The sequence below is a fragment of the Chlorogloeopsis fritschii PCC 6912 genome (assembly GCF_000317285.1).
Lineage (GTDB): Bacteria > Cyanobacteriota > Cyanobacteriia > Cyanobacteriales > Nostocaceae > Chlorogloeopsis > Chlorogloeopsis fritschii.
In genome coordinates, this window is record NZ_AJLN01000076.1 from 1 (window position 1) to 24343 (window position 24343).

A 24343-nucleotide genomic window follows, 5' to 3' on the forward strand; every position below is an offset into this window, starting at 1 on the left:
GTGTAACTCTAAAAACCATCACAAACATTTTTACTTTACTCCCAGCTAGCAGCCACGATCAAAGCAATACTACAAGGGAGATAAAGTATGTATTTTAACTTTTTTGTCGGTTCCAGTATCAGCATTGTGGTTTTAGTGCTGCTAATTTTTGGTGTATTGCAGTGGTTTCACATACCTGCTGGCAACTTCCTAGATTGGGCGATCGGTGGTGCAAGTTTTTGGTGGCTACTAGTAATAGTCACTGTGCCGTGGAATGTGTATTTTCAAGCCAAGCAAGTGTTGGCAGAAGGAGCACAATCAACTGAAAAAGGCATTCCCGTAGATGAGAAACAAGTTGAGTATGTCAAAGTTTTGGCAAAGCGATCGCTTTTTATTGCTATAGTCTTACACTTATTTTCTGCTATCAGCCTTTATATCCTCGCTGCAACGGGCATTAGTGTTGTAGGATACATCAGTTCGGGTGCTGCTTTGCTGTTAACAGGTTTACGCCCAGCGATTAGCGCCTATGAGTATTTATATGCACGCTTAACTATGATTAGCCAAGAATGGAAGTATCCACGAGAGGATATTGTCGAACTCCGCAGCCGTTTTTATGCTTTGGAAGATAGTGTCAAGCGTTTAGAAGAGCAATTAAACCCAGAAAATTCTTATTCTTTAGTAGTAAATCAACAACGCCACTCAGAAGAAATGCGTAAGGAGTTCTCCCGCCTTGCTGCTAATTTAGAAGAGTTACGGGCTACAAATCAAACAGAACACGAACGTTTGGCACGGGAAGCACGACAAGCAATTGCTCAACTTTCTACAGATGGGCAATTTCTGGATCATGTTCGTGAGATTATTAGATTTTTCAAAACAGCTTGAAGAAGAATCCAGAAATCAGAATACCCTACGGGAAGCCGCCCTCTAGGCGTCTACAGAATACAGAATTCAAAATTATTCTGGCTCCTGGCTTCTGACTCCTGAATTCTGTTTACTTTTTAATTTTTAATTGATCTGTTCCCTGTCCCCTATCACCTATCACCTATCACCTATTTCCCAGACTGAATTTCTTGAACTAACTGATAAAAAGGTTGCCAATTATCTTCTTGAGCGATTGGTTCCCAAACCGATTCAATTACGGGTCTTAATATCACGGTACTGGGATTATAACGAACTAAAGTTTGGGATATTTTCTCTATCTCATCTGGAGTACAATTACTTAAAATGCGGTGATAAATTCCCGACCAATTTAAGAATAACTCTGATTTTCCTAATGATTGCCCAATTTCTGATTTACTCAGAATGTAGCTTGCATCATCTCGCCACTCGATAGAAAAATTTTGAGCTATCTCTGCAAAGAAATGATGATAACTAACTGGATAGTGTTTCAAAAATGCAATTATTGCCTCTAATAATTCTTGAGATTCTGATTCAGGTTGTTGTTCAAAACCTAGCTTTTTCAACATTAAAGAATGGTATTCAGCAAGATAATATCCATTAAATTTTGCTAATTCTGCTTCCATATCATTATAAGGAATTACAGTTTTTAATGCTTCTTGAAGTAACTCCAAATTCAACTTACAAATTTCTGGTTGATTGATATAACAATAGCGTTTGTAATAATCAAAATATGCGGCGGTAAAGAAGGGATCGTAATTAGGTATAAAGGCATAGGGGCCATAATCAAAACTTTCCCCTGTAATTGACATATTATCTGTGTTTAGTACTGCATGACAAAAACCAGCCGCCATCCACTGTGCCACCAATTCTGCTGTGCGTTTGACTAATTCCGCATAAAACAAAGCATATTTCTCTGTTTCACCGACTAGATGCGGATAATATTGCTCAATTACATGATCTAACAGCTTAATCGCTAAGTCAGGACGGCGAAGATAATGCAGTCGCTCAAAAGTACCAAAGCGAATATGCGATCGGCTCAACCGTACCATTACTGAAGAACGGGTAGGAGAAGGTTCATCACCCCGCCATAGGGATAAACCCGTTTCAATCATGCTCAGACAGCGTGAAGTGCGTACACCCATTCTGTGGAGCATTTCCGCAGCCAAAACTTCGCGAACACCACCCTTGAGTGTAAGCATACCGTCACCACCACGAGAATAGGGCGTTCTGCCAGAACCTTTAGTACCAAAGTCGTATAATTCACCATCTATACCGCGCACTTGCCCATAAAGAAAACCCCTACCATCACCCAACTGAGGATTATATTCCCCAAATTGATAGCCGTGGTAACGCAGTGCTAATAAAGGTTTTCGTCCCTCAAATTTACCGAAGGCGACAATAAAATCTTCATCTGTCACAGTTTGGGAATCTAGCCCCAAGTTGGGTAGGAGTGCGTCATTGCGCCAGCGCAGGATATGTAGGGGAAATTCTGCTGCTGCTACTTCATCGTAGTAGTCATCGCCCAAAGATTCTAAGGCAGGTTCATAATTGAGAATCAGAAAGGGATTTTTAGAATTAGTGTTTTTGGAAGTTTCAGCCAGAGTCATTACGAGTACAGCTTAGTTCATCTTCTCTTCATGGTACCTCTAAGGAGTTGTTTTGCTCGATGAGTTGGCTATTATGAAATTTTTGTAGAAATAGTTACTGTTCAATTGAGTTAATATAACTCTTCTCCAAGACCCTTGATTGTCTTACCAATTAGAATTTATCAGACTCGTCATTATATGATCTTGCCATTTTCCATCAATTAATAAAAAATCTCGTGCATAACCTTCTACAACAAATCCTAATCTTTTTAGCAATTTACCACTACGTTGATTGTGAGGCATATAATTGGCGGTGACGCGATGCATCTTTAATTCTTGAAATAAATACTCAATCGCTGTTCGTAAAGCTTCTGTCATATAACCTTTACCTTGTTCTGTTTCTGCAATGCTATATCCGACATTGCAGTATTGAGCTACACCCCTAACAAAATTCGTAAAATTAATAGTCCCAATAATTTTATCGGAATTATTTTTCAAGAAAAGAAACAGTCTCAGGGAACGGTCGTTGATAAATTCATGTAAATTCACTTCTACTTGAAGTTGCCAATACTCCTCTGTGAAAAAATTTTCATCCCAACGAGGATAAAATGGTGTGAGATAATATTTGTTAGTGGTAAAATAATCGATGATTTTTGGAATATCTTCTTTTGTAGCTATTCGTAATAATAAACGTTCAGTTGTAAGTTGTGGTGCTTCTAATTTCATATCCTAAAGAATCTAATACTATATATCTATATCTTAATAATTTTATTAGATTTCTCTAAACACGTAGCCAAGACAGTTGTGGAGGAATATACCTTTCAGCAGCTAATTTAGTAACGAAAATTATAATCTTCACATCACCAAAATCTTGCTAACCTGATTTTTGAGTAAAAATACAGCTGCGATCGCAAAGCACAGCCGGCGGGTGTGGTACGGGCAGAAAAAACTGTGATTTTTCTGCTGTCAGTTAGCATCATCGCCCGGAATACAGTGTGCGATATAGGTTAATAAATCAGGAATTCATTAATAAAGGAAGATGATCTGTGGGAATACGCTACGATTGGCACGAAACAGAAATCAGGGCGGTATACTTTACACCATTGCTAGAGCTGATTTATCAAGCAGCTAGCGTACACCGCCAGTATCACGATCCAAAACAAATCCAAGTTTGTAAGCTTGTCTCCATTAAAACAGGAGGTTGTCCGGAAGATTGTAGCTACTGTGCTCAGTCTTCTCGCTATCAAACAGAAGTTAAACCGCAAGCACTTCTAGACAAAGAAACAGTAGTTAACATTGCCCAGCAAGCAAAAAAAAGTGGCATTAGTCGCGTTTGTATGGGTGCTGCTTGGCGAGAAGTGCGAGATAATTCGCAGTTTGACGAGGTTTTGGATATGGTGAAGGAGGTGACAGCATTAGGCTTAGAAGTATGCTGCACTTTAGGAATGCTGACACAAACACAGGCAAAGCGTCTTGAAGAGGCGGGGCTGTACGCTTATAACCATAATTTAGATACTTCGCAGGACTACTACAGTACAATCATTACCACTAGAACGTACAGCGATCGCCTGAACACGATTCAAAACGTCCGTCAAACAAATGTCACTGTTTGTTCTGGTGGGATTCTTGGTTTAGGTGAAAGTGTTGAAGACAGAATTTCCATGCTGCACACTCTGGCAACTCTACGCCCCCATCCAGAGTCTGTACCAATTAACATTCTCTCCCAAGTCAAAGGTACACCCCTAGAAAATCAACCTGACGTGCCGATTTGGGATGTAGTGCGGGCGATCGCTACAGCCCGTATCGTGATGCCAACTTCGGACGTACGCTTGAGTGCAGGCAGAGCCAGACTTTCTCAGGTTGAACAAGCCTTATGCTTCTTGGCAGGAGCAAATTCTATCTTTTCCAGTGATGACGGACATATGTTAACTGTGACTACACCATGTCCAGGCTATGATGCCGATCAAGAAATGTTAAATTTGCTTGGTTTAGAAATGCGCCCGCCCTTTGTACGTCAGGAGAAAGTGACAGAAGAAGTAGTGTTTGGATAGCGCAGAAGGAGACAAAGGGACAAGGAGAATTTTCTCTCCGCGTCCCCGCGTCTTACTGTCTCCGCGTCTTTTTACTCTGCTGCTTGCATTACCATGATTAAATGATCTTGGCGGCACGCAAACCGAACAACAAACCAACGGCGATGCCCAAGAAGATTGCTAAGAAAACTACATAAAATACTACGCCTAACATTTACGTTTCTCCACAATTGTCTACTAAATATATTGAATCATTAGTTAGGGATAGTTCGCGACAACTGGGAATAACTCAGCCCCACTAAATCTTGATGTTATTGCTTAGTGTAATTCATTGCGACCTTCAACGCAGAGGGGCGCAAAGGAAAACGCAGAGGAAAGCAGAGTTTTTTGATAGAGAATTCACTACTCGTTAATGGAATATCGAGATACCTGCCGAAATTTAGAATATCTGTGATGTAGGCATAGATAAACGTGTTATTGCCCTGGCGTAAGCTTCTAATTGCTGCTTAGAAGTTTATGCCTGGTTTGCGATCGCGCTAAATATATACGGTCTAAATACTTAATTCAAATTATTTATTGCTACCACAGGAGGTTATATTGAGTAGGGTTTCACTGTTTAAATCTTTATTATTATTTGGAGTTTCCTTGTGCTTGGTACTAGTCTGTGAACTTGCATGGGGTAAACCAAGCGTACAACCCAATCTACTGCAAGCACAAGCCAGAATTGCAGGTACGGGTATTAATGGTGTTCTGATTTTAACACAAGAAGGAAATGAGTCGGTACGCATCCGGGGTCACATTCAAGGCAATCCAGACAAGCTGACTCCTGGGTTGCACGGATTCCACATTCATTCTGTGGGTGTGTGTGAACCCAATGCCCAACCTCCTTTTGTTACTAGTGGCGGACATTTTGATCCTGGGCCTTCTGGTTCAGAACTTCCCGTCGAGGCAAAACATCCTTATCATGTAGGCGACTTGCCGAATTTGGTAGTAGATGGGCAAGGAAATGCAATATACGATGCTGTAACCGATAAAGTTACCCTCAGTGATGGTTTGTTCAGTTTGTTTGATAGCAATGGTAGTGCCTTTATAATTCACCAGTTACCAGATAAACAACAAGCGAACGGTACTGCAGCAGATGCGGGTGGAGGACGGATCGCCTGTGGGGTGATAACTCGTAATATTTGAGCGATCGCCAATTAAACAATGAAGCCAAGGCAGCATTGCGGTAAAATAACCGACACGCGCTTGGAAGGGGATTGGCAATGGCTTCTACAATCAAAGTAAATTTACCGCAGCAGTCTTATGATATTGCGATCGCACCAGGCGGTTTGGATCGACTGGGAGAATCTATGGCGGGTTTGAAGTTGGGCAAGAAAGTTTTGCTGGTTTCTAACCCGACTGTTTTTCAACATTACGGTCAAAGAGCGATCGCATCTCTACAAACTGCTGGTTTTGAAGTTGTTAGCTGTATCCTGCCTGATGGCGAGAACTACAAAACTCTGGAGTCTTTACAAAAAATCTACGATGTAGCTGTGGAAAATCGCCTAGAACGTTCCTCTACGATGGTGGCTTTGGGAGGGGGCGTGATTGGTGATATGACTGGTTTTGCAGCGGCGACTTGGTTGCGGGGGATCAACTTTGTGCAAGTACCTACCACTCTTTTAGCAATGGTAGATGCGGCAATTGGCGGTAAAACAGGTGTTAATCATCCCCAAGGCAAAAATTTGATTGGGGCATTTCATCAGCCGGGTTTGGTGTTAATCGATCCAGAAGTATTGCAAACTCTACCTGTGCGAGAGTTTCGCGCTGGTATGGCAGAGGTGATCAAATACGGTGTAATTTGGGATGCTCAACTATTTGCAGAATTGGAAGCTAGTCAGCACCTTGATGCGATGGGCGATATGAAGTCGGAATTAATAGACAGCATTTTAGTTCGCTCTTGTCAAGCCAAAGCTGATGTAGTTAGCAAAGATGAAAAGGAAGCTGGGTTGCGAGCAATACTCAACTATGGGCACACTATCGGTCATGCGGTGGAAAGTTTAACTGGTTATACCCAAGTGCTGCATGGTGAAGCGGTGGCGATCGGTATGGTAGCAGCAGGACACATTGCTGTAGAACTTGGGATGTGGACGCAACAAGAGACGGAGCGGCAAAACGCCTTGATTGAAAAAGCAGGTTTGCCAACCAAGTTACCAGTCGGGTTGGACATTGAAGCGACAATTGAGGCGTTGCAGATAGACAAGAAAGTGAAAGCAGGTAAAGTCAGGTTTGTTTTACCGACACAGATTGGTGTAGTAAAGGTGACTGACCAAGTACCATCAGATACTATCCGGCAGGTATTGCGGGGTATGTAAAGGGGAGTGGGATTGGGGTTTGAATTTACGTCTGATGCGAATTCAAATGGCAAGCAAAAATCATATTTTAGAAATCGACCACAGATGGACACAGATAAACACAGATAAATCATCCGTGTGCATCTCGTGGTTTATCTGTGGTCGTTATCACCATAAAATTAGATTTTGCAATCAATCTATTATTTGTATTTGCTGCGACTCAAGGTGAGTTGGGCTAATTCACATTAGACGTGATTTTGAAAAAATTACTGAGCTTTAACTAAATAGGGTGAGGGAATTGCTTGGGCGCGCCCGGCATTTACCAGTGCTTGGTAGACAAATGCAGCGACGTCTGCCCTAGTAGCCTGACGGTTGGGATTTAGTTGCTTGACGGTGGGGTAATTTACTACCAACTGTCGTGCAGTCGCAGCTGCTACTGGAGCAGCTGCATACTGGGGAATTTGGGAAGCATCGGCGTATAAGGAAAGCACATTTTGATTGTCAGCAGATAAACCCAAACCATTTGCTAAAGCGACTAGCGCTTGTACTCGCGGAATTTGCTGCTCTGGTTTAAACGTGCGATCGGGATAACCAGCGATAAATCCACCTTGGGAAGCCGTTTGAATGGCGCTGAAAGCCCAGTATTTACTGGCAACATCCCTGAAGTTAATGGCTTCACGCTTGGGTGTTGGGGAAAAGGCTTTAGTAACAATAGCAGCAAATTGGGCACGTGTGACAGGTTCATTGGGTTTAAAAGTGCCATCAGGAAAGCCAGCAATAATATTTCGGGATGCTAAGGCTTCGATATGGCTTTTCGCCCAATAACCTACTGGTACATCCTTAAAGGCAACAGGGCCACCCGCTGGAGGTTGAACCTCAGCGGCAACAAACTCCACGGAACCGGCAATCTTTTTGGCATCAATATCATTGCCAATAGCAAGAATTTTAATAGTTTTAGTGGCGTTATGCAGATCGTGGCGAGTGTTACTGCGGATGAGATTGTCACCTGGACTTTCCGGAGTGCCAAGATCTGGTGCGGCATTGATAGTTGCCACTACACCATCCCGCTTGTTGTTCTGAATCACATTTTTACGCAAGATAGGCTTGGCTGACTCTGAAATATAAATACCATCTATGTTTTGTAAAATTTGGTTTCCCTCAACCAAGGGCGTGGAAGTACCTCCTATTGCCAAGCCAAAACCAGTGTCCTGAAACAAGTTATTGCGAATTTCTCCAGAAGCAGATTTAGCTACCGAAACTCCGTTACCTTTATTTTGGACAAAGACGTTGTTTTCAATTTTGGGATTAGCTGTACCCGTAACAAAAACACCTTCTCGAACACTGTTGGTGAAGGTACTGTTGGCAATTGTAGGATTAGCTGATTCTATCCATACAGCGGTGCCACGACTGTCCGGGTTAGTAACTGTTACTCCATTAATCATGCTATTCTTGTCAGCTCGAATAGTCACGTTTTGACGAGCGAAGGTGGGACTGATATAAGTACCGCTACCTTGAATTAGTACTGCTTGACCTTTTGTGGATTCGTCACCCCGTAGTGTCACGCCTGGTTTGATTATTAGTGGGAAGGTTTCTCCACTTTCTGCGTTATAGGTGCCAGGAGCTAGTTGAATAATTGTACCTGGTTGAGCCTGATTGAGAGCATAGGTGATGGTTTTATAGGGCTGTGCTTCTGAACTACCAGCACCAGCAGTGTCCGATCCTGTTTCTGGGTTAACGTAAATTACGCTTCCACTTGCAGGAACTTGTGCCACTAGAGTGGGGTTAATACCTTTATTGGGAATGTTATCGGCATTTACCTCTGTGGATAGAAGAATTGAGCCGCTAGAAAACACTAACACTGTAGTTAGTGCTACTGGTAAACGGAGAGTATTTACGAAGCGTTGACCACAATTAAGGCGAAAAGTGTTTTTTTGTGGAGTGGGAAAACCCTGATGTTTCATCTTAATTTATGTCTGTGATGTGCTGAGTTACCGTTTGTTCAACAAGGTGTCAATCGCAGCTGAGTAGCTGTCAAACCCATGCAAAACTATAGCGGATGACCAGTACCTTAGCAGCTCGGTTCCCTATGTGTAAAATATAAATTTTTTGTTGTATTTTATTGTGTAATTTTGCACTCCAATTCATCACAGCTATAAACTTGGCAGCCACAAAATCAGCTTTTTAAAGACAAGCGATCGCAAAGCGTATTCGACGCCATAAAACCGCTTCAACTACTGCGATCATAGGTTACACCTTTGCGTCTGACCGTATATTTGCTGTGATTAATGTATTTCTTGGCAAAAACCTTTTCTAGAAAAAACTAGTGTAAGCAAAGTTGATTGAGTTAACAAATTATAAAAAATTTGGATTATTCATAAATTATACTTTCATAACTCAACTTCACTAATCACAACAAAGTATAATAATACACATACTAACTTTAAAAAATTTAACATTTATATATATCCAGTAATATAGAGAGACAAAAGATAAAAAAAATATTAGGAAATCAAAAAATGCAAAATTTTCTGTAAAACTAATAATTGTTCAAACGGGGTCGGCCAATATAAAGACCCTGAATATAAACTCCAGTTTTAAGAAGGAGTCAAAAAATTTAAAGACTCCCAGTAATAGATAGCTCACAATGTTCCAAGCGCCAAGCTGTACCCTATCAGTATTGGCGCTTTTAATTTATAAATTTTGTCTTAGCTTGGGGAAACCAGTTGCGGTGATACAGCAGTGCATAGAATAATCTCTCTTTGGTTGATTTAGGAAAAGAAAAATCAGCAATCTTATTCAACTAGCAATAGGAAAACTGATAGGAGAAGCCCGAAAAACATTTGTAAAGCCAATTAATTTTAAAAAGCAACGTTTCATACCAGAAATGTTAAATATTCTTAGCCAAGGTTGAATCAAACAGTAAAAAACAATTCTCTAAAAATCGCTGCGGAATTTCTGGATACTCGCCCCAATGCAGATGAATGTATGAAGCGTAAAGATTCGGAAGCGAACCCCATCCCTCAAATCCTGTGGCTTCTTTAGAATCAAAGCGCCAAGTTTCAAATAATGGTTGGGTGGGAGTTGATATTAAACGAGATCGGTGAAACTCATGCCCACAAATTGTTGTACCTGCACTCACTAACAAACTATCTTGCAAGGCAACGGCGCGGCGATATCCTAAAGTTAGATGCTTGCTCATTATTACTGTAGTGGGTAACACTCCTGCCATCGGCCAAGATTTCCCCTCAAAATCCACTATTTGCTCGCACAAATACATTAACCCGCCACACTCGCCTATAGTGGGCATTCCCGTTAGAATTGCTGTTTTTACAGCTTCACGAACACAAATATTTTCTGCCAGTTGTTGAGCAAATACTTCTGGAAAACCACCACCGAAATACATTCCCTGCACATCTTCCGGTAGTTCGGCACCTTCTAGTGGACTCCAGAAAACAAGCTCTGCACCAAGTTGTTGTAGTAAATCGAGATTGTCTTGATAGTAAAAATTAAAAGCGCGATCGCGAGCAATTGCGATTTTGATTGGAGAGTTAGAAGAAGACGCGGAGAAACTATCAAAAACATTCACCGTGTCCTCTTGCCTAGCCTCTAGAAGAGGTAACAATTTTTCCCAATCGAAGCACGTATCACCCAAATGGGCAAGTCTATCAATTAATTCATTTAATTGAGGAAGTTCTGCTGTGGGTACTAAACCGAGATGGCGATCGGGAATGGAAATGTTATCTTCACGTCCCAGTACACCCAGAATAGGCAAATCTAGAGGTTCAAGAGAATTTTGGAGTAATTGCAGGTGGCGATCGCTTCCGACTCTATTTAAAATTACCCCAGCCATTTTAATTTTGGGATCTAAGGAACGATACCCGTGAGCGATCGCTGCTACTGAACCAGACAAGCGGCTGCAATCAATCACCAATACTACAGGCAAATCCAACAGCCGCGCTATATGCGCCGTACTAGCAAAAGAGGATGGGGAGATGGGGAGATGGGGGGATGGGGGGATAGAAGAATTTCTTTCTTCCGCTCTTAGGTTTACACCATCAAATAGCCCCATTACCCCTTCTACGAGCGCATATTCACAGTTTTGTTTGTGGTATATAAAACAATGCTTTACGTATAATTCCGAGGTTAATACTGGGTCTAAATTTCGACAAGCACGCCCAGTAACGTGTTGATGAAACATCGGATCTATATAATCCGGGCCAACTTTGAAAGATTGTACTCGTTTTGACAACCGACATAAAGACGCCAACAGGGTGAGTGTGACTGTCGTCTTACCCACCCCGCTGCGTTCTCCTGCAATAATTAAAGACATTGCTAACTGTTAATTGCTAATTGCTAATTATTATTTTTCCATTAGCCATTAGCCATTAGCTATTAGCTTTGAGCTAGTTTGAGAATTTGTGCCGTCACAGCAAGGCTTTCTTCAAACAAGACTTCATGCCCCCAGCGTTGCACCTGTTGACTCAGTAAAAATTCTGCTTTTTGTTCGGAGAGTGAAGTTACCTGTTGAAATAAACCAGAAGACTGAGCGCCGCCTTGGGTTTCCATACGCATACAACCACCAGTTTCCGAACAGATGAGTGTACCGCAGTTAGCTTGGGGATTAGTGGAACTCAGGCGTAGGGCGATCAAGTCACCAGAAACTTCACCCCCGTCAGCAACGGGAACTCCTGCTAACTCGGCTTCTACTTGTCTTTGACCACTAGTAACAAAGCCAACGCGCATGATGTCGTAATCTCCGCTTTCTTGTTGATAAGAAACCGGACGCCAATTCAAGCGACTTGCTAACCAACTTAAAAACAGCAAGGCTTGCGCGGGGTTGCCTTTTTCGTAATCAATGTTGATTCTATCAATTTCTGCAAGGGCAGCACGGCGATGTGGTGGATCGTAAGCTTCAGCTGTTAACTCTTGCCATGCCGAGAGCCGACGCCAGTTCAAGTCTGCCAAGGGTATACCATTTTCTACCAATGCTTGTAGACTAAGCAAATCAGTTTCTGGCTTATTGAAGTTACAGGAATCGACGATGACATTGTTGCAAACTGCCGCCAGCCGCTTAAATAGGCTGTTGTTGGGGTCTGGAGTTGCTTTCCACCACAGAAATTTCGGCAAACCGCCAATTAACAATGCTGGCACCATACCACCTATTCGTTCTAAGGCAGCAGCAGTACCAGTAAGAGTGATGTATTCACAGCAAACTAGAGTACTGGACGAACCCTTTTGAATAGGACAGTAAGCGGAGACTTGTGCCTTGACGCCTTCGTCTTCTCCGACTACTGGCAATAGGGCAATAATGCGACAGGGATTGCGGAGGGCAATTTCATCTGCTATTGTCGGACTTTGTGTATCCAAGCTAGAGTTCGCAGCACCTGCACCATTGTCAGTAGTTTCCCCACTTTTGTGACGTTTGGCAAGTTCTTCCCGCAATAAGCTTAGGGTTTCAGCAGAAGCTGTACCCGTTTCTGTCAATCCATATTTTTTTTGTACTTCCCTTAGTGCTGTTTCTGTTTGCGGCCCAAGAATTCCATCAATCGGGCCGTTGTAAAAGCCTAAAGCAGCTAACAAATATTGGGTTTCTTCTGGTTCATAAACCACTAAAGTAAATGTTGCTGCCCGTGTAGCGGCAGGAAGTGTACCGTCTTCACCAGCAATACCATAACTTTGCCATATTTGACTGAGTTCCGCTTCAATATCCGAAAGCGAGACATCTTTTGGAGCCTGAAGTGAAAAAATTGTAGAAGCTTGGGGAGTCATAAGAATTTTTGGATGTTGTCATTTGTCATTTGTCATTTGTCATTGGTCATTGGTCATTTGTTTTTACTAATGACTAACGACTAATGACTAATGACTAATTTCTATAGTCTGCGCCAACGACGCCCATCTCGGTTAATTAACAATTCCGCTTCCACGGGTTCCCATGTACCAGCTTCATAACTAGGAATTTTTGCTGGATCTGCGGGCGCATCCCAAACAGAAAGAATTGGTGTTACCACCTGCCAAGCTGCTTCTACTTCGTCTCCCCGTGTGAACAATGTCTGATCGCCCATCATGCAATCCAAGAATAAGCGATCGTAGGCTTCGGTAGCGGCTGTGATGCCAAATGAACCATAGCTAAAGTCCATGTCAACAGAACGGGTGCGGAAATCAGCCCCAGGCATCTTAACCTCAAAACGTAAAGAAATTCCCTCGTTTGGCTGAATCCGCATTGCCAAAATATTGGCATTCATCTGTTGTGCTGCGGATTGAAACATCCGAGAAGGAACTTCGCGGAAATGGATGGAAATCTCACTGACTTTTTTTGGCATTCGCTTACCAGTACGCAGGTAGAAGGGAACTCCTTGCCAGCGCCAGTTATCAACAAGAAACTTTACTGCCACGTAGGTAGCTGTTGTGGAGTTGGGGTTAACTCCTGGTTCTTGTCTATACCCAGGTACAGACTGTCCTTTCATCCATCCAGCGCTATATTGACCGCGTACTGCACAAAGATCCAAATTTTGTACATCAGCTAATCGAGTAGCCTGTAGCACTTTTACTTTTTCAGTACGGATACTGTCGGCATCCATTGAGTTGGGTGGTTCCATTGCTGTCAAGCAGAAAAGTTGCATCAGGTGGTTTTGCAACATATCCCGCAATGCACCGACAGTTTCGTAATAGCCAGCCCGGTCTTCAACTCCTACGGTTTCAGCAACAGTAATCTGAACGTGGTCAACGAAGCGACGGTTCCATAACGGTTCAAAAATCGCATTCGCAAATCGGAACACCAGCAGATTCTGAACTGTATCTTTACCCAAGTAGTGGTCAATACGGTAGACTTGCTGTTCTTTACAATATTTTTGTACTACTAAGTTTAGGCTCTTGGCAGAAGCTAAGTCTCGGCCAAAGGGTTTTTCAATTACTAGGCGATGCTTGTAGGGATCGTCTAGCATTCCTGCACCCCCTAGCTGTCTGATTGCTTCAGCAAAGAAGTTAGGGGCAACAGACAGGTAGAACATTCGGTTCCCCCGCGTTCCCCGTTTGTCATCTAACTCTTTTAACAAAGTCTTCAGTTTCTGGTAGCTTTCGGGGTTATCGATATTACCAGAGCAATAGAACAATCCTTGGGAGAAGTCTTGCCAGAGTTCCTCCGGGCCAACACCGCCATGAACCTCTTCCATACCTTTCCGCATCTGTTCGCGGAAATATTCGTGAGTCCAATCTCGACGAGCTACACCAACGATGGTGGTTTCTGGTGGAATGCGCCGTTCTCGTCGCAATTTATAAAGCGATGGCACAAGTTTACGCCAAGTAAGGTCTCCGGAAGCACCAAAGATGACTATGATCTGAGGTTCGGGCATTCCTTGCTGTTGCAGACCAACCCGCAAGGGATTTTCTAGCAGACTGACCATAACAATTTTGGATTTTGGATTTGATTTTGGATTTGAGGATTGGGTACTGGGGATCGGGGATTGGGGATCGGGGATCGGGGATTGGGGATTGGGAGAGATTTCATTTACATTCCCCGTGCCTCCTTGTCCTCTTCCCAGTCCCTAGTCACCAGCCCCCAGTCCCTATTTTCTACACTGGTGACAACTGCTTGACCTTGTTTTCTAAAGAATTCATCAAGGATTCAAAGGGCTTGACAAATTTGTCAATACCTTCAACTAGCAGTTCGTCCATCACTGTGTTGATGTCGATGTTAACGTCTGGATCTTTGAGGCTTTCGATTAAGTTGTAAGCCTCTTCTACATCTGTTTCCACCCGGTTAGCAACATCGCAGTGATCGGCACAAGCTTCGATTGTCGCTGGTGGCAAGGTGTTAACGGTTTCAGGCCCAACCAACTCATCGACGTACATAACGTCATTATATTGGGGATCTTTGGTGCTGGTGCTTGCCCAGAGTAAGCGTTGCACTTTTGCTCCTTTTGCCGCTAAGACTTGCCAGCGATCGCTTTGTACAATCTTTTTATATTCTTGATAGGCAATCTTTGCGTTAGCGATCGCTACTTTTCCTCGAATTTTCCGTAGTTTTGCTTCTACATTGAGATCGTCAACGCCTTTAGCTAGCTTGGCGTCTATTTTGCCGTCGATGTTGCTGTCAATCCGGCTGAGGAAGAAACTAGCGACAGAAGCAATCTTACTAATGTCTTTACCTTCTGCTGCCCGCTTTTCTAAGCCACGAATATAAGCCCAAGCTGTATTGATGTAGCTTTGCACAGAGAACAGCAGCGTGATATTAACATTTATGCCCTCGGATATCACCTGCTCGACTGCTGGTAAACCAGATTCTGTGCCGGGAATTTTAATCATGACGTTTTCCCGGCCAATTTCTTGGAAATAGCGACGAGCTTCGGCGATTGTGGCTTCTGTATCATGAGCAATTGTTGGTGGTACTTCTATGCTGACATAACCATCCAACCCATTTGAGGCTTCATAAACAGGGCGTAAAATATCACAGGCATCGCGGATATCTTTAAACACCAGCGACTCATATATTTTGTAGGTTGGTAATCCAGCCCGAACTCCGGCTTCGATATCGCGATCGTACATGGCATTATTAGCGATCGCTTTTTCAAAAATGGTTGGGTTAGAGGTAATCCCACAGATACCTTTATTCTCAACCAAGTCTTTTAATTCGCCAGACTGAATAATATCACGGCTCAAATTATCCATCCAGATACTCTGACCGTAGCTTTTAATCTCCAATAAATGATTTGTTGTCATAACTTTTCATTCCTGTTAATTATCTTTTCTATGGTGATTTTGCAAATCTTTGCTAATTGCTCCCAAAGCGATCGCCCCTGCATTCCGCAAACTTCTGACTTTATAGAAACCAATCCCATTCCAACGCTACTGGCTACACCACATGAAGCAGCGTAGCAAGTAGTTTGGAAATCTATGTTTTGCGCACCGACTTACCATTAGCTAGTAGCTATTAGCTATTAGCTATCAACAATTCCCAATGTTTAATGACCGTTTTGAATAAAAGACTCTACTTTCGCTACATCTTCTTTACTACCGATGATTAGAGGGGTGCGTTGATGCAATTTTGTTGGCACCACATCCAAAATGTTCTCATGTCCCGTGGTGGCGCGACCACCTGCTTGCTCAATCACAAACGCTAGGGGAGCAGTTTCATACAATAACCGTAGTTTTCCTTCTGGTTTTTGAACTGTCCCTGGATAGAGAAATACACCACCTTGGATCAAAATTCTATGAATATCGCTAACCATTGCCCCGCTATACCGAGCGGTGTAACCTTCTGTACGATGCACATAGCGGATATACTCGCGAATCGATTCATCCCACTGCCAGAAATTCCCCTCGTTAACGCTGTAAACTGGCCCGTGATTGGGAATCTGGATATTTTCTTCGGTGAGAATAAACTCTCCCAAACTAGGATCAAGGGTAAAAGAGTGAACCCCCTTTCCTATAGTATAGACCAGCATTGTACTTGGGCCATACAGGATGTATCCGGCAGCAATTTGCTTGTCTCCTGGTGCAAGTAAATCCTGGGCGGAACCATCTGTGTCTTCTCCTTCCTGTTGACGAATCGAAAAGATGGAACCCAAACTGAGATTGATATCGGTATTAGATGAGCCATCAATTGGATCGTATAGCAGAGTGTAGCGACCGATCGGGCAGTTTTCGGGAATGTAGTAAGGTTTTTCCATTTCCTCGGAGGCCAACCGACATACTAACCCGCTTTGCTTAAACACTGCGATAAATACATCATTGGCATAGACATCCATCTTTTTGACGGATTCTCCTTGGACATTAGTCTCCCCAGTAAATCCAAGAACGCCTTCCATTAAGCCAGCACGACTGAGATGACGAGCAATGAGTTTGCCAGCCAGCGCGATCCGATTCATCAGCGCACTCAAGTCCTGTGCTTCTGCCGAAAAGCTCTGAAGTTGCTGCAGGACGTGGCGGGACAAAGTAGTACAATCACGATCTAAGCTACGGTCTGCTGTAGCGTCTATGAGAGATCGCTCTAATGATTCTGCTGCTTTAGTCATTATTTTTGTCCTCCCTAGCGACCGGCTTGTTGTGGGAATGCTCCCGTTTTTAGCAACTTGATGTTGCTGCCTCTATCTTAGAAAGGTAAGTTGACAATTGAAATCTGATTTTAGACAAACTAAAGAAATCAACCTAGTATGACCCTACACCAAATTACTTGCTCATTGAGAATCTCCCTTTTAGGAAAACTTACCTAGTTTTACTGGTAATCTAAATCAAGTATTTATGCACCAACCCTTGGTAATAATGACTAGTGACGCAAATATCTGCCTTTGTAACTAGGTGAATTAATTTTTATTTGGCTAACTCGTGCGATCGCTACCGAAAATTCACTTTTTAACTCTGTGTATTGTTTGCTGTACTCTTTTGCTATCTCACGAAGTTACATTATGCACATATGCACAAGTCATCCTCGACTAGTAATTTCCGGGTAGAATCAAGTAGCTGTTTGATCTAGCTGGCGGCAAAGCTTTATATGGCAAAAGCCGACTAATCATGACAGCAAGAAAAATGTCACGACTAGTCGGTTATGATGCTAACAAGCTATTCAAGGTTTGTTTTTTGAGTTATGCCTAGCTGCTTTTGGCTATTTTTGCTTGCGTAACTAGAAAACTATTTGCTACTATTATCTTTCATTGCTTCTAAGAGTATTGTTTTTTAGTCCAACTACCCCGTCGGTTATCCTCTCGCGGTTTTGCTTTATTCACTTTAAGTTGACGACCCATCCATTCAGCACCATCTAGTTCTGTAATAGCTGCATCTTCTTGGGCGTCTTCACTCATTTCAACAAAAGCAAAGCCACGCATTCTACCTGTCTCACGGTCGGTAGGCAATACGATTCTTACAACTTCGCCATAATCAGCAAAAACTGCTTTTAAGTCTGCTTCGGTAGCGCGGTAGGAGAGATTTCCAACGTAAATAGTCATCTGAATCACGTAAGTCTGAATTCAAGCGATTTGATCCAGCCGAAGAAAGAGTCCGCAGAGCATCAATATTGAATTGATTTCGTTTGGTCTAATTCACGATTGCACAATGTTGTGGTAGGCAAGCCACTTTAAGGTTGGATTATCCACTACTCCATCTATGCTTAGGCTGTATTTTCGCATACGCTCATAATAATAACCGATCTTGACTTTTTTCAAAGTATGAGATTTTACAAACACTTCTAACTTCAAATCAGACTCCCTTATATGTGTAATCTGTCTTATAGCTAAAAGAATTTGTTTCATCTTTATTGATGCTGCCAATCTAAAATCTACCTATTTATGCAGATGCTATATTTTCTGGTTTAAGCTTACCTCTCATCAGCAGGGGTCAAATTATTTTGTTGAGCGATCGCTCTTGTACAAACTGATGTAGTTCTCTGAATTATTTGGGATTAAGCGATCGCGCTTATACTTATATGTATTAATAAATTATTAGTACAGTTATAAGTTTTGCAGCGATGAGGGTAAGTGAGAAAAACAAAAGACAAGGTTTGCTGATTTTCAGCAAACCTTTTGAAGACAAAATTTAGAGAAACTGAATTTTAGTCAATTGCAATTGACTGAGGGCCGTTAGCTTTGCCATTATGTGCTTCAGATGAAGTCGCTGTGTAGGTAGAATAGCCCCTCTGTTGATCTAACCAACTTTTAACGGGATCGTCAGCGAGGTTAAGTCTAAGCAACCCAGAGAAAAACCCACCTACAAATGAGACTGGGTGTTGGGTGAATTCTTTAAAAATGGGTGTAAGTTCAGTAAGGAACATGAATATTCTCCTAGTCTGAGGATAGTAATTGCGATTTTTTCTTAATCCTAACGTCTTGAGTGATTTTTGTCAGAAAGGCACAAGACCCTGGATAAATAAAAATACGAGATAAAAAGCTTACTAAAATCTTAAATAGCTATAAAAACATGAAATATATTCTTTGATGAAAAACAAGAACTCCGGCTTCTTTGAGAAGTCGGGGTTCTATGTATTTATATAAAATTAATTTTTATTATTTAATTTTTTTAGTTTTTCTATAAATGTTATCTAGAATTTTATTTTAAAAAAAGTGGTGATATAAGTAGATATTTATATCACCACTTTTAATTATATATGCTTTACAGCTTAGTTTCTGAAGGCATCATGCACTTATCAGAATCGCATCCTGCTGGGCCGACTTCTGTTAATTCACCTGAATCATACTTACTTAATGCAGTGTGAAAATCGTTAGTCCGACGACGCATTTCTACTTCTTGCATGAGTTGCTCATAGCATTCTTTTGTAATTGGCTCAAAAGGCAAACGTGGGAAAGTTTGATGATCGTCAAACCTTGCTAGTAGAGCTGCACTTATATAGCCTTCGTCATCACGAATAGCTTTATATATACGAGTTCCCAAAGCTTCAATTTCGTTTTCTCGTACTTCTATAGTCGCAGAGGTGTTATGGCGGACATAGAATTTCTGTACCTGCATATAGAAATCCATCTGAGCTAAAGCACTAAATTTACTGATATCTATTTCGTCAGCACCAGGTACATCAGCCCAAGGAACAGCGACAGGAATTTCCACCAGCCATTCACTCACTCGTGGATCGAAGGGATCGTTTAACAAATTTCCCTGTTCATCTTTATCAGATTGAGAGGGGATGACATTATAGCCATATTCAATACAAGCTAAGGCTACTGGATCGTTTTTGCGGAAGGTAATTCGACGAATGAATCTTTGGGCTTTGGGTGGATGCCACCCTGGGCTTGCGCCGGTTAACAAAGATTTAGTGCCACTAGGTTGGACTGTAGTACAGCGATTTGGACGTTTGATACCGTGGCGATCGCAGTAATCCCAAATCACTTGATGCACAGTATCTTTCCACATACTCAGATATTCCTGCTCTTTGCGCTTAAACGCCAATCCTTGAGCAGTATCAGTCCTTCCTTCTGCCCACCAGCGCAACCAATCAACTCCAAAAGCATGAACAAAGAAATCAAACAAACCTGTGAAAGAAACACCGACAATTGGATCTAATTCACGGCTGTATTGATAGCGAGGCTCATGAAATTTGTGATGCAAAAGTGCTGCTACAGATAGCGCACCTGCTGTAAAAGCTTCTTTTTGTTCTTTGTAGTTATTTGGGTCAATTTGATTAAGGTGGATTTCTGATAAATTACAGTGGAAGTTACTACCAATAATTTCCAATTTGTTATCCTAGAGGCTCTTTATCCTCTAGCTCTAGCACTTCCTTATTCGTGCTAGTTCCGAGTACATTTTCTACCTTTATTTGGTAGCTCGGCACTCGTGGAGGTTTATATTCTTGAGAGTTAAAGATTACACAAATTATTTAAATCTTTAATCTTCTAAGGTTCACCCTCTACTCTGTACGGTGCTGCAAGCTTTTTAATTCTCGCAGTTACCTCGGTATTAGCGTCTCAGCCTTCACCGATTTTGCCGAGTTTTTTACGTGAGGCAAAATATAATTAATTACCACACGGGTTTAATCCGTACCTACCCAAACGATGTTCTAATTCATTAGCATCTATATCTGGGTGGCGTTCTTGTATCCACTGCTTGGCGTTTCCTTGCTCATAGGCTTGCAAGAAATCTTTTTTTAATTCTGGTGTTGATAGCAAATCAAAGTTAGCTCTAGCTACGGCTTCACCAGCCCATTGAATTGCGCCTTCACCGCTGTAATACTGTTTGCGAACAGCATCAATACATTCTTCTAATGTTGGTTTGCGGTGAAAAACTCTAGTGTGGTTTGCCATCCTGAGAGCATCACGCTCAGGATCGATGCGCCAATTGCCGTTTTCATCTTGCTGCCAAAGATTAGCTTTGGCGTCAGCAAATAAATTATCTTCACTCAAGCCTTGACGCATACCAGCTGAGCGCCTAATGTTACCAGCAACAATTGTGACAGCTGCTTCATCAATGAGCAGACAGCATTCAACGGAATTTAATTGTCTTCCCACCGCCTTATTGAGGATGGCAGTACAGCGCTGATATAGCCCAGGCAATTTCACGGGATTGGCAACACCTCCAAAGCCTTTGAGAGGTTCTCCCGCTTGACGTACATCACTAATATCGACAGTTACTTGAATTTCTGTGGCAAGTCTTTCGTCAGTAGAAAGTTCTAACAGACTTTGATACGATCGCACCCAACCTTGACGGCTGTCTCCAACATATATAGTGACGCGATCGCTACCTTCTATTTTGACTTCTGTAAATTCACGGCGTTCTGGGCGTGAAGTTGTGCCAATTTCTCCCTTGACATTTACATTCAAGCGATTGCGGATTGGTGGCAGGTGGTTAATATATCTTGGTTCTAGAATAGCTCCAGTCCCATTAAACTAAGCAACACCCTCGCGAGTGCTACTCGTCTCCAGAACCGGACATGAGACTTTCACCTCATCCGGCTCCTCAGAAAACATACCCTTGTCACGGGAACTACTCGGACTGCCATCCGTGGCAGTCTTTTGGTCATGGCAATGTCTGTGCAATGCTTGAATGTTATCGAACTTTCTTTTTCCGCCCAAGCTGATTGGTAGAATGTGGTCAAGTTCAATTTGGTCTTCTGTTGTAAAGGTGAGACCACAATAAGCACATTTACCTTTCTGCTTGTGAAGAATTTTTGCAAGTAGAGAGGGAATCTCTTTACTCTTTCCAGTTCTTGCTCCCCAGTAGACGAAATCACCGTTAAATGGTGAGGCATCGCCTTTAACCTTGGTGTGGCGTACAATTTTAGTCCATGTGTGCTTAGAGAGGATATATCTTTCGTCTGTGTCTGGGTTATTGTAACCAAACACCCAGTTATCCCCGTTTACTGTTATCCAGTATTTATCTGCTACCCATTTAGCACCTTTATTAAGATGTCTGTATCTTGCCCATGATGTCAGCTTGATATGAATCATGTGATTTAAATCTCTGAAGACATCAGTTGAGCAAGCGGACGAGTAATAATTTGCCCATCCTTGGATAATGGGATTGAGTTTCTGGATTAGCACCTTTTGTGGCGCTGCTTTATGAGAGTCTATGATTTGAGATATAACCTTATAGTGGCGCTGTATTGCTTTCTTGCTTGGTTGGATGATTGTTTGGAATCCAAGAGTTTTACCCGACCTTGGTGCCTTTGCGCTCATCCCATCGTTGACCGGGAATTGTCGAATATTAAAACCTAAAAAGTCAAATCCAGGTTTTTCCCCTTCATATTCCTCAAAGGTGTGACAAATTCTGGTCTTACTTGGTTTAAGTTTCAAGCCGATGTTTTTTAAGAAATCTTCAATTACAGCTTTTGCCCCTAGCACAACATTGATATTTTCATGGATAATCACGAAGTCATCGGCGTAGCGAATTAAACTGAGGGCATCTCGGTTTTGCTTTTTCCCATGATTTCTACGAGTAGGTAGGGTGTTGGCGTATTCCTTGATTACCTCTTCCATCCCGTGGAGGGCAATATTTGCCAGTAAAGGGGAGATAACTCCACCTTGTGGTGTACCTGTTGTGGTCGGAAACATATTGCATCCGTCTATAAAACCAGCTTTTAGCCAGTTTCGGATTAACCGTCTCATGGATGGATATGTGTTTAACCTGCTCAGTAGCTTCTGATGGTCAATGTTGTCAAAGCACTTAGATATATTAGCATCTAGCACGTACTTAGCTTTACAGTGTATTGCTAAGTATATGGCTTCGATGGCATCATGTGTCGCTCTTCCTGGTCTGAACCCGTAACTGTTTGGCTCGAATTTTGCTTCCCATTCTGGCTCTAGGGCTAACTTGGCTAATGCCTGTAATGCTCTATCTGTCATTGTGGGAATTAAGAGAGGTCGCTTTTCGTCTGTTCCTGGTTTAGGAATCCAGATTCTACGGGTTGGTTTAACCTTCTTCGTAGTTCCTAAATTTTTAGCTAGTTCCAGACGTTGGGCGTTCAAGAGTGATTTTACCCCGTCTACCCCTGCCGTGTTCTTGCCTTTATTGTCTTGGGTCACAGTTCGCGTCGCTAGTAGCTTTGCGTACCAGGATTTCATCAAGGTTTTCTGGAGTCGTCGCATTGCTTTGACATCCCCACGTTGAGCAGCTTTATGTATGCGCTTTTGCAACTTGAACACCATCCTCTGGATTTTCTTCCAGTTGATTTTGTTCCATACCACCGTAGTCTTGAAACTCGTTTTAGTCATTTTCATTGCTACTTGTACCTACATATATCTGTTTTCCGTGAGTCCGTCAGCGTATCCTACGCATTACCGCAGGCATTAGCTTTTGACTCAATCTCGCCACATAGTTCATCCGGTTAGCACCTACTCAGGTATCGACCTGCCTGAGAGAAACTATGTGGTTATTTCGTTCCTGATAGTCATTGGTTAAGAGTTTAGGTTTCTACTGTTCACCGGGGTTACGAGTGGTGCAGACCGGGACGGATGCAATTCCGGTCACTCTGCCCTTGCCTTTTGGCACAGCCTGTTAGTCCACTAGGCTGTTGTATATGATCGCGATGATTCAAACGTAGATTCGCTTCCGCTAACCATACTCTCCTGCTAGTTGGAGTTGAGGTTTGGACTAACCTCTTACCACCGTTCATTCCCGCTTCACGGATTGATGGCTAGTCGCTACCGTGGGGAAAGTGCTTTCACCCTTGCACTTAGGGGGTTGGACTTCATCGATTTTATCTATGTTTTCTAAATTTACCATTAGATATTTCTATGGTTTGTTTGTACTAACATTTGTTAATTCGAGGTCACCAACATGACTATCAAGTTGTCAAGGTTCTTACTTGTTAAGGCAGATTTACCTTGCGGCTAATCCCCCAAAACCCTTATGGGTGTTGGTTTCTAGCCAACGAATCGCACGCAGCCCATCATTGCCAAATCCATCATCAACCCAAAAGCTTTCCAGTCTTGGAGGTTGGTGGAGGTGCAATTGTAAGCCCCAGAAAAGTTCTGTGATTTAGCTATCCAGTCGGTTCCCCCAACCCACAACCATCTCCCACTGGGCAGTGCTTTTAAGTTACGTTGCATCCGCTCTAAGATCTCAGCTTCTTGGGGGGACAACTTCCCTAAGCTAATTAAACCTTTGAGAGTGCGATCGCATACCCGATCCCATGTCTCCCGCAGCCCAGCTTCTCTACGACTGTAAGTTCTAAAAAACACAGGATTCGCTGCTGGGGCTGTTTCTGGGAAATTTGCCAAAAAGCGTTTTCGTTCAAGCTCTCGAACCATATATTAAGCCTTCTGTTTGGTTAGATTATGACTATACGGCAACTAGGTGTAGGGGTCAAAGCTTGAAAAAACCGTTAATTTGCGGTAAGTTTGACACCATAAAGCTCTGCTAGTCTACCAAATCTAACTGTGTATTGCTTTTATAAAATAGGCTTATTTTAATAGCAGATCGAACTTATAAACCTCATTCTTTGAACTCATATTTTATGCCAGTTTATATTGTGTCTGAGGCGCTTTGTAGGGAGGAGTATAGTATATATTTTTGCTTATCTTTATTCGCCTCACTTAGATAACATGATGCTTTAATTAATACTACTGTCTCTAAAGATTTT

The 24343-nt window shown here is 42.4% G+C and carries 17 protein-coding genes and 3 pseudogenes; 5 read left to right on the plus strand and 15 right to left on the minus strand.

The features are described from left to right. Positions 1 to 87 precede the first annotated feature (87 nt). Positions 88 to 861: a hypothetical protein gene (locus tag UYC_RS0113735; protein ID WP_016876408.1), complete on the plus strand. Its 774-nt coding sequence runs from the start codon at positions 88 to 90 to the stop codon at positions 859 to 861. A gap of 167 nt (positions 862 to 1028) precedes the next feature. Here UYC_RS0113735 and UYC_RS0113740 read toward each other — a convergent pair whose 3' ends face one another. Beyond that, positions 1029 to 2486 (minus strand): protein adenylyltransferase SelO, encoded by a 1458-nt coding sequence (locus UYC_RS0113740; protein WP_016876409.1) that lies wholly within the window; start codon positions 2484 to 2486, stop codon positions 1029 to 1031. A 144-nt stretch (positions 2487 to 2630) separates the two neighbouring features. Further along, positions 2631 to 3191 carry a ribosomal protein S5-alanine N-acetyltransferase gene (gene rimJ / locus UYC_RS0113745; RefSeq protein WP_016876410.1) on the minus strand — a complete coding sequence of 187 codons (561 nt, stop codon included), beginning with the start codon at positions 3189 to 3191 and terminating at the stop codon, positions 2631 to 2633. A gap of 320 nt (positions 3192 to 3511) precedes the next feature. Here rimJ and bioB point away from each other — a divergent pair, with 320 nt between their 5' ends. After that, on the plus strand, positions 3512 to 4516 hold the full coding sequence (gene bioB, locus UYC_RS0113750; protein WP_016876411.1) for a biotin synthase BioB: 1005 nt from the start codon (positions 3512 to 3514) through the stop codon (positions 4514 to 4516). A gap of 97 nt (positions 4517 to 4613) precedes the next feature. On the opposite strand, the gene petL is transcribed toward bioB, so the two are convergent. Beyond that, on the minus strand, positions 4614 to 4709 hold the full coding sequence (petL, locus tag UYC_RS0113755; RefSeq protein ID WP_016876412.1) for a cytochrome b6-f complex subunit PetL: 96 nt from the start codon (positions 4707 to 4709) through the stop codon (positions 4614 to 4616). A gap of 383 nt (positions 4710 to 5092) precedes the next feature. Here petL and UYC_RS0113760 point away from each other — a divergent pair, with 383 nt between their 5' ends. Then, entirely contained in the window at positions 5093 to 5683 is a 591-nt protein-coding gene (locus tag UYC_RS0113760) for a superoxide dismutase family protein (protein WP_016876413.1), read from the plus strand. A 77-nt stretch (positions 5684 to 5760) separates the two neighbouring features. After that, positions 5761 to 6852: a 3-dehydroquinate synthase gene (gene aroB / locus UYC_RS0113765; protein ID WP_016876414.1), complete on the plus strand. Its 1092-nt coding sequence runs from the start codon at positions 5761 to 5763 to the stop codon at positions 6850 to 6852. 245 nt (positions 6853 to 7097) lie between these two features. On the opposite strand, the gene UYC_RS0113770 is transcribed toward aroB, so the two are convergent. The 5 genes from UYC_RS0113770 to tal form a co-directional block, all read right to left on the minus strand. Beyond that, the gene (locus UYC_RS0113770; RefSeq protein ID WP_016876415.1) at positions 7098 to 8792 is read right to left on the minus strand and encodes a DUF1565 domain-containing protein; all 1695 of its coding nucleotides are present in this window, start codon (positions 8790 to 8792) and stop codon (positions 7098 to 7100) included. A 926-nt stretch (positions 8793 to 9718) separates the two neighbouring features. Then, on the minus strand, positions 9719 to 11161 hold the full coding sequence (locus UYC_RS0113775) for a cobyrinic acid a,c-diamide synthase CobB (RefSeq protein WP_016876416.1): 1443 nt from the start codon (positions 11159 to 11161) through the stop codon (positions 9719 to 9721). A gap of 62 nt (positions 11162 to 11223) precedes the next feature. After that, positions 11224 to 12600 carry a glucose-6-phosphate dehydrogenase assembly protein OpcA gene (gene opcA / locus UYC_RS0113780; protein ID WP_016876417.1) on the minus strand — a complete coding sequence of 459 codons (1377 nt, stop codon included), beginning with the start codon at positions 12598 to 12600 and terminating at the stop codon, positions 11224 to 11226. Positions 12601 to 12701: 101 nt separating this feature from the next. Next, positions 12702 to 14231, minus strand: coding sequence for a glucose-6-phosphate dehydrogenase (gene zwf / locus UYC_RS0113785; protein ID WP_016876418.1), 1530 nt, complete (start codon positions 14229 to 14231; stop codon positions 12702 to 12704). Between the two features lie 169 nt (positions 14232 to 14400). Further along, positions 14401 to 15546 carry a transaldolase gene (tal, locus tag UYC_RS0113790; RefSeq protein ID WP_016876419.1) on the minus strand — a complete coding sequence of 382 codons (1146 nt, stop codon included), beginning with the start codon at positions 15544 to 15546 and terminating at the stop codon, positions 14401 to 14403. A 30-nt stretch (positions 15547 to 15576) separates the two neighbouring features. Here tal and UYC_RS39915 point away from each other — a divergent pair, with 30 nt between their 5' ends. Next, positions 15577 to 15702: a hypothetical protein gene (locus UYC_RS39915; RefSeq protein ID WP_016876420.1), complete on the plus strand. Its 126-nt coding sequence runs from the start codon at positions 15577 to 15579 to the stop codon at positions 15700 to 15702. Between the two features lie 86 nt (positions 15703 to 15788). Here the strand turns inward: UYC_RS39915 and fbp are convergent, their stop codons facing one another. The 7 genes and pseudogenes from fbp to UYC_RS0113830 form a co-directional block, all read right to left on the minus strand. Then, entirely contained in the window at positions 15789 to 16841 is a 1053-nt protein-coding gene (gene fbp / locus UYC_RS0113800; protein ID WP_016876421.1) for a class 1 fructose-bisphosphatase, read from the minus strand. A 642-nt stretch (positions 16842 to 17483) separates the two neighbouring features. Next, the gene (locus UYC_RS0113805) at positions 17484 to 17768 is read right to left on the minus strand and encodes an RNA recognition motif domain-containing protein (protein ID WP_016876422.1); all 285 of its coding nucleotides are present in this window, start codon (positions 17766 to 17768) and stop codon (positions 17484 to 17486) included. A 602-nt stretch (positions 17769 to 18370) separates the two neighbouring features. Continuing rightward, entirely contained in the window at positions 18371 to 18589 is a 219-nt protein-coding gene (locus UYC_RS0113815) for a ssl0294 family protein (protein WP_016876424.1), read from the minus strand. A gap of 338 nt (positions 18590 to 18927) precedes the next feature. Beyond that, positions 18928 to 19998: pseudogene (gene nrdJ, locus UYC_RS35535) on the minus strand (ribonucleoside-triphosphate reductase, adenosylcobalamin-dependent); the annotation flags it as partial. 290 nt (positions 19999 to 20288) lie between these two features. Continuing rightward, positions 20289 to 21131: pseudogene (locus UYC_RS35540) on the minus strand (glycyl radical enzyme family protein); the annotation flags it as partial. Between the two features lie 18 nt (positions 21132 to 21149). After that, on the minus strand, positions 21150 to 22973 hold the full coding sequence (gene ltrA / locus UYC_RS0113825) for a group II intron reverse transcriptase/maturase (protein ID WP_235082997.1): 1824 nt from the start codon (positions 22971 to 22973) through the stop codon (positions 21150 to 21152). A 669-nt stretch (positions 22974 to 23642) separates the two neighbouring features. Beyond that, positions 23643 to 24011: pseudogene (locus UYC_RS0113830) on the minus strand (ribonucleoside-triphosphate reductase); the annotation flags it as partial. Positions 24012 to 24343 lie beyond the last annotated feature (332 nt).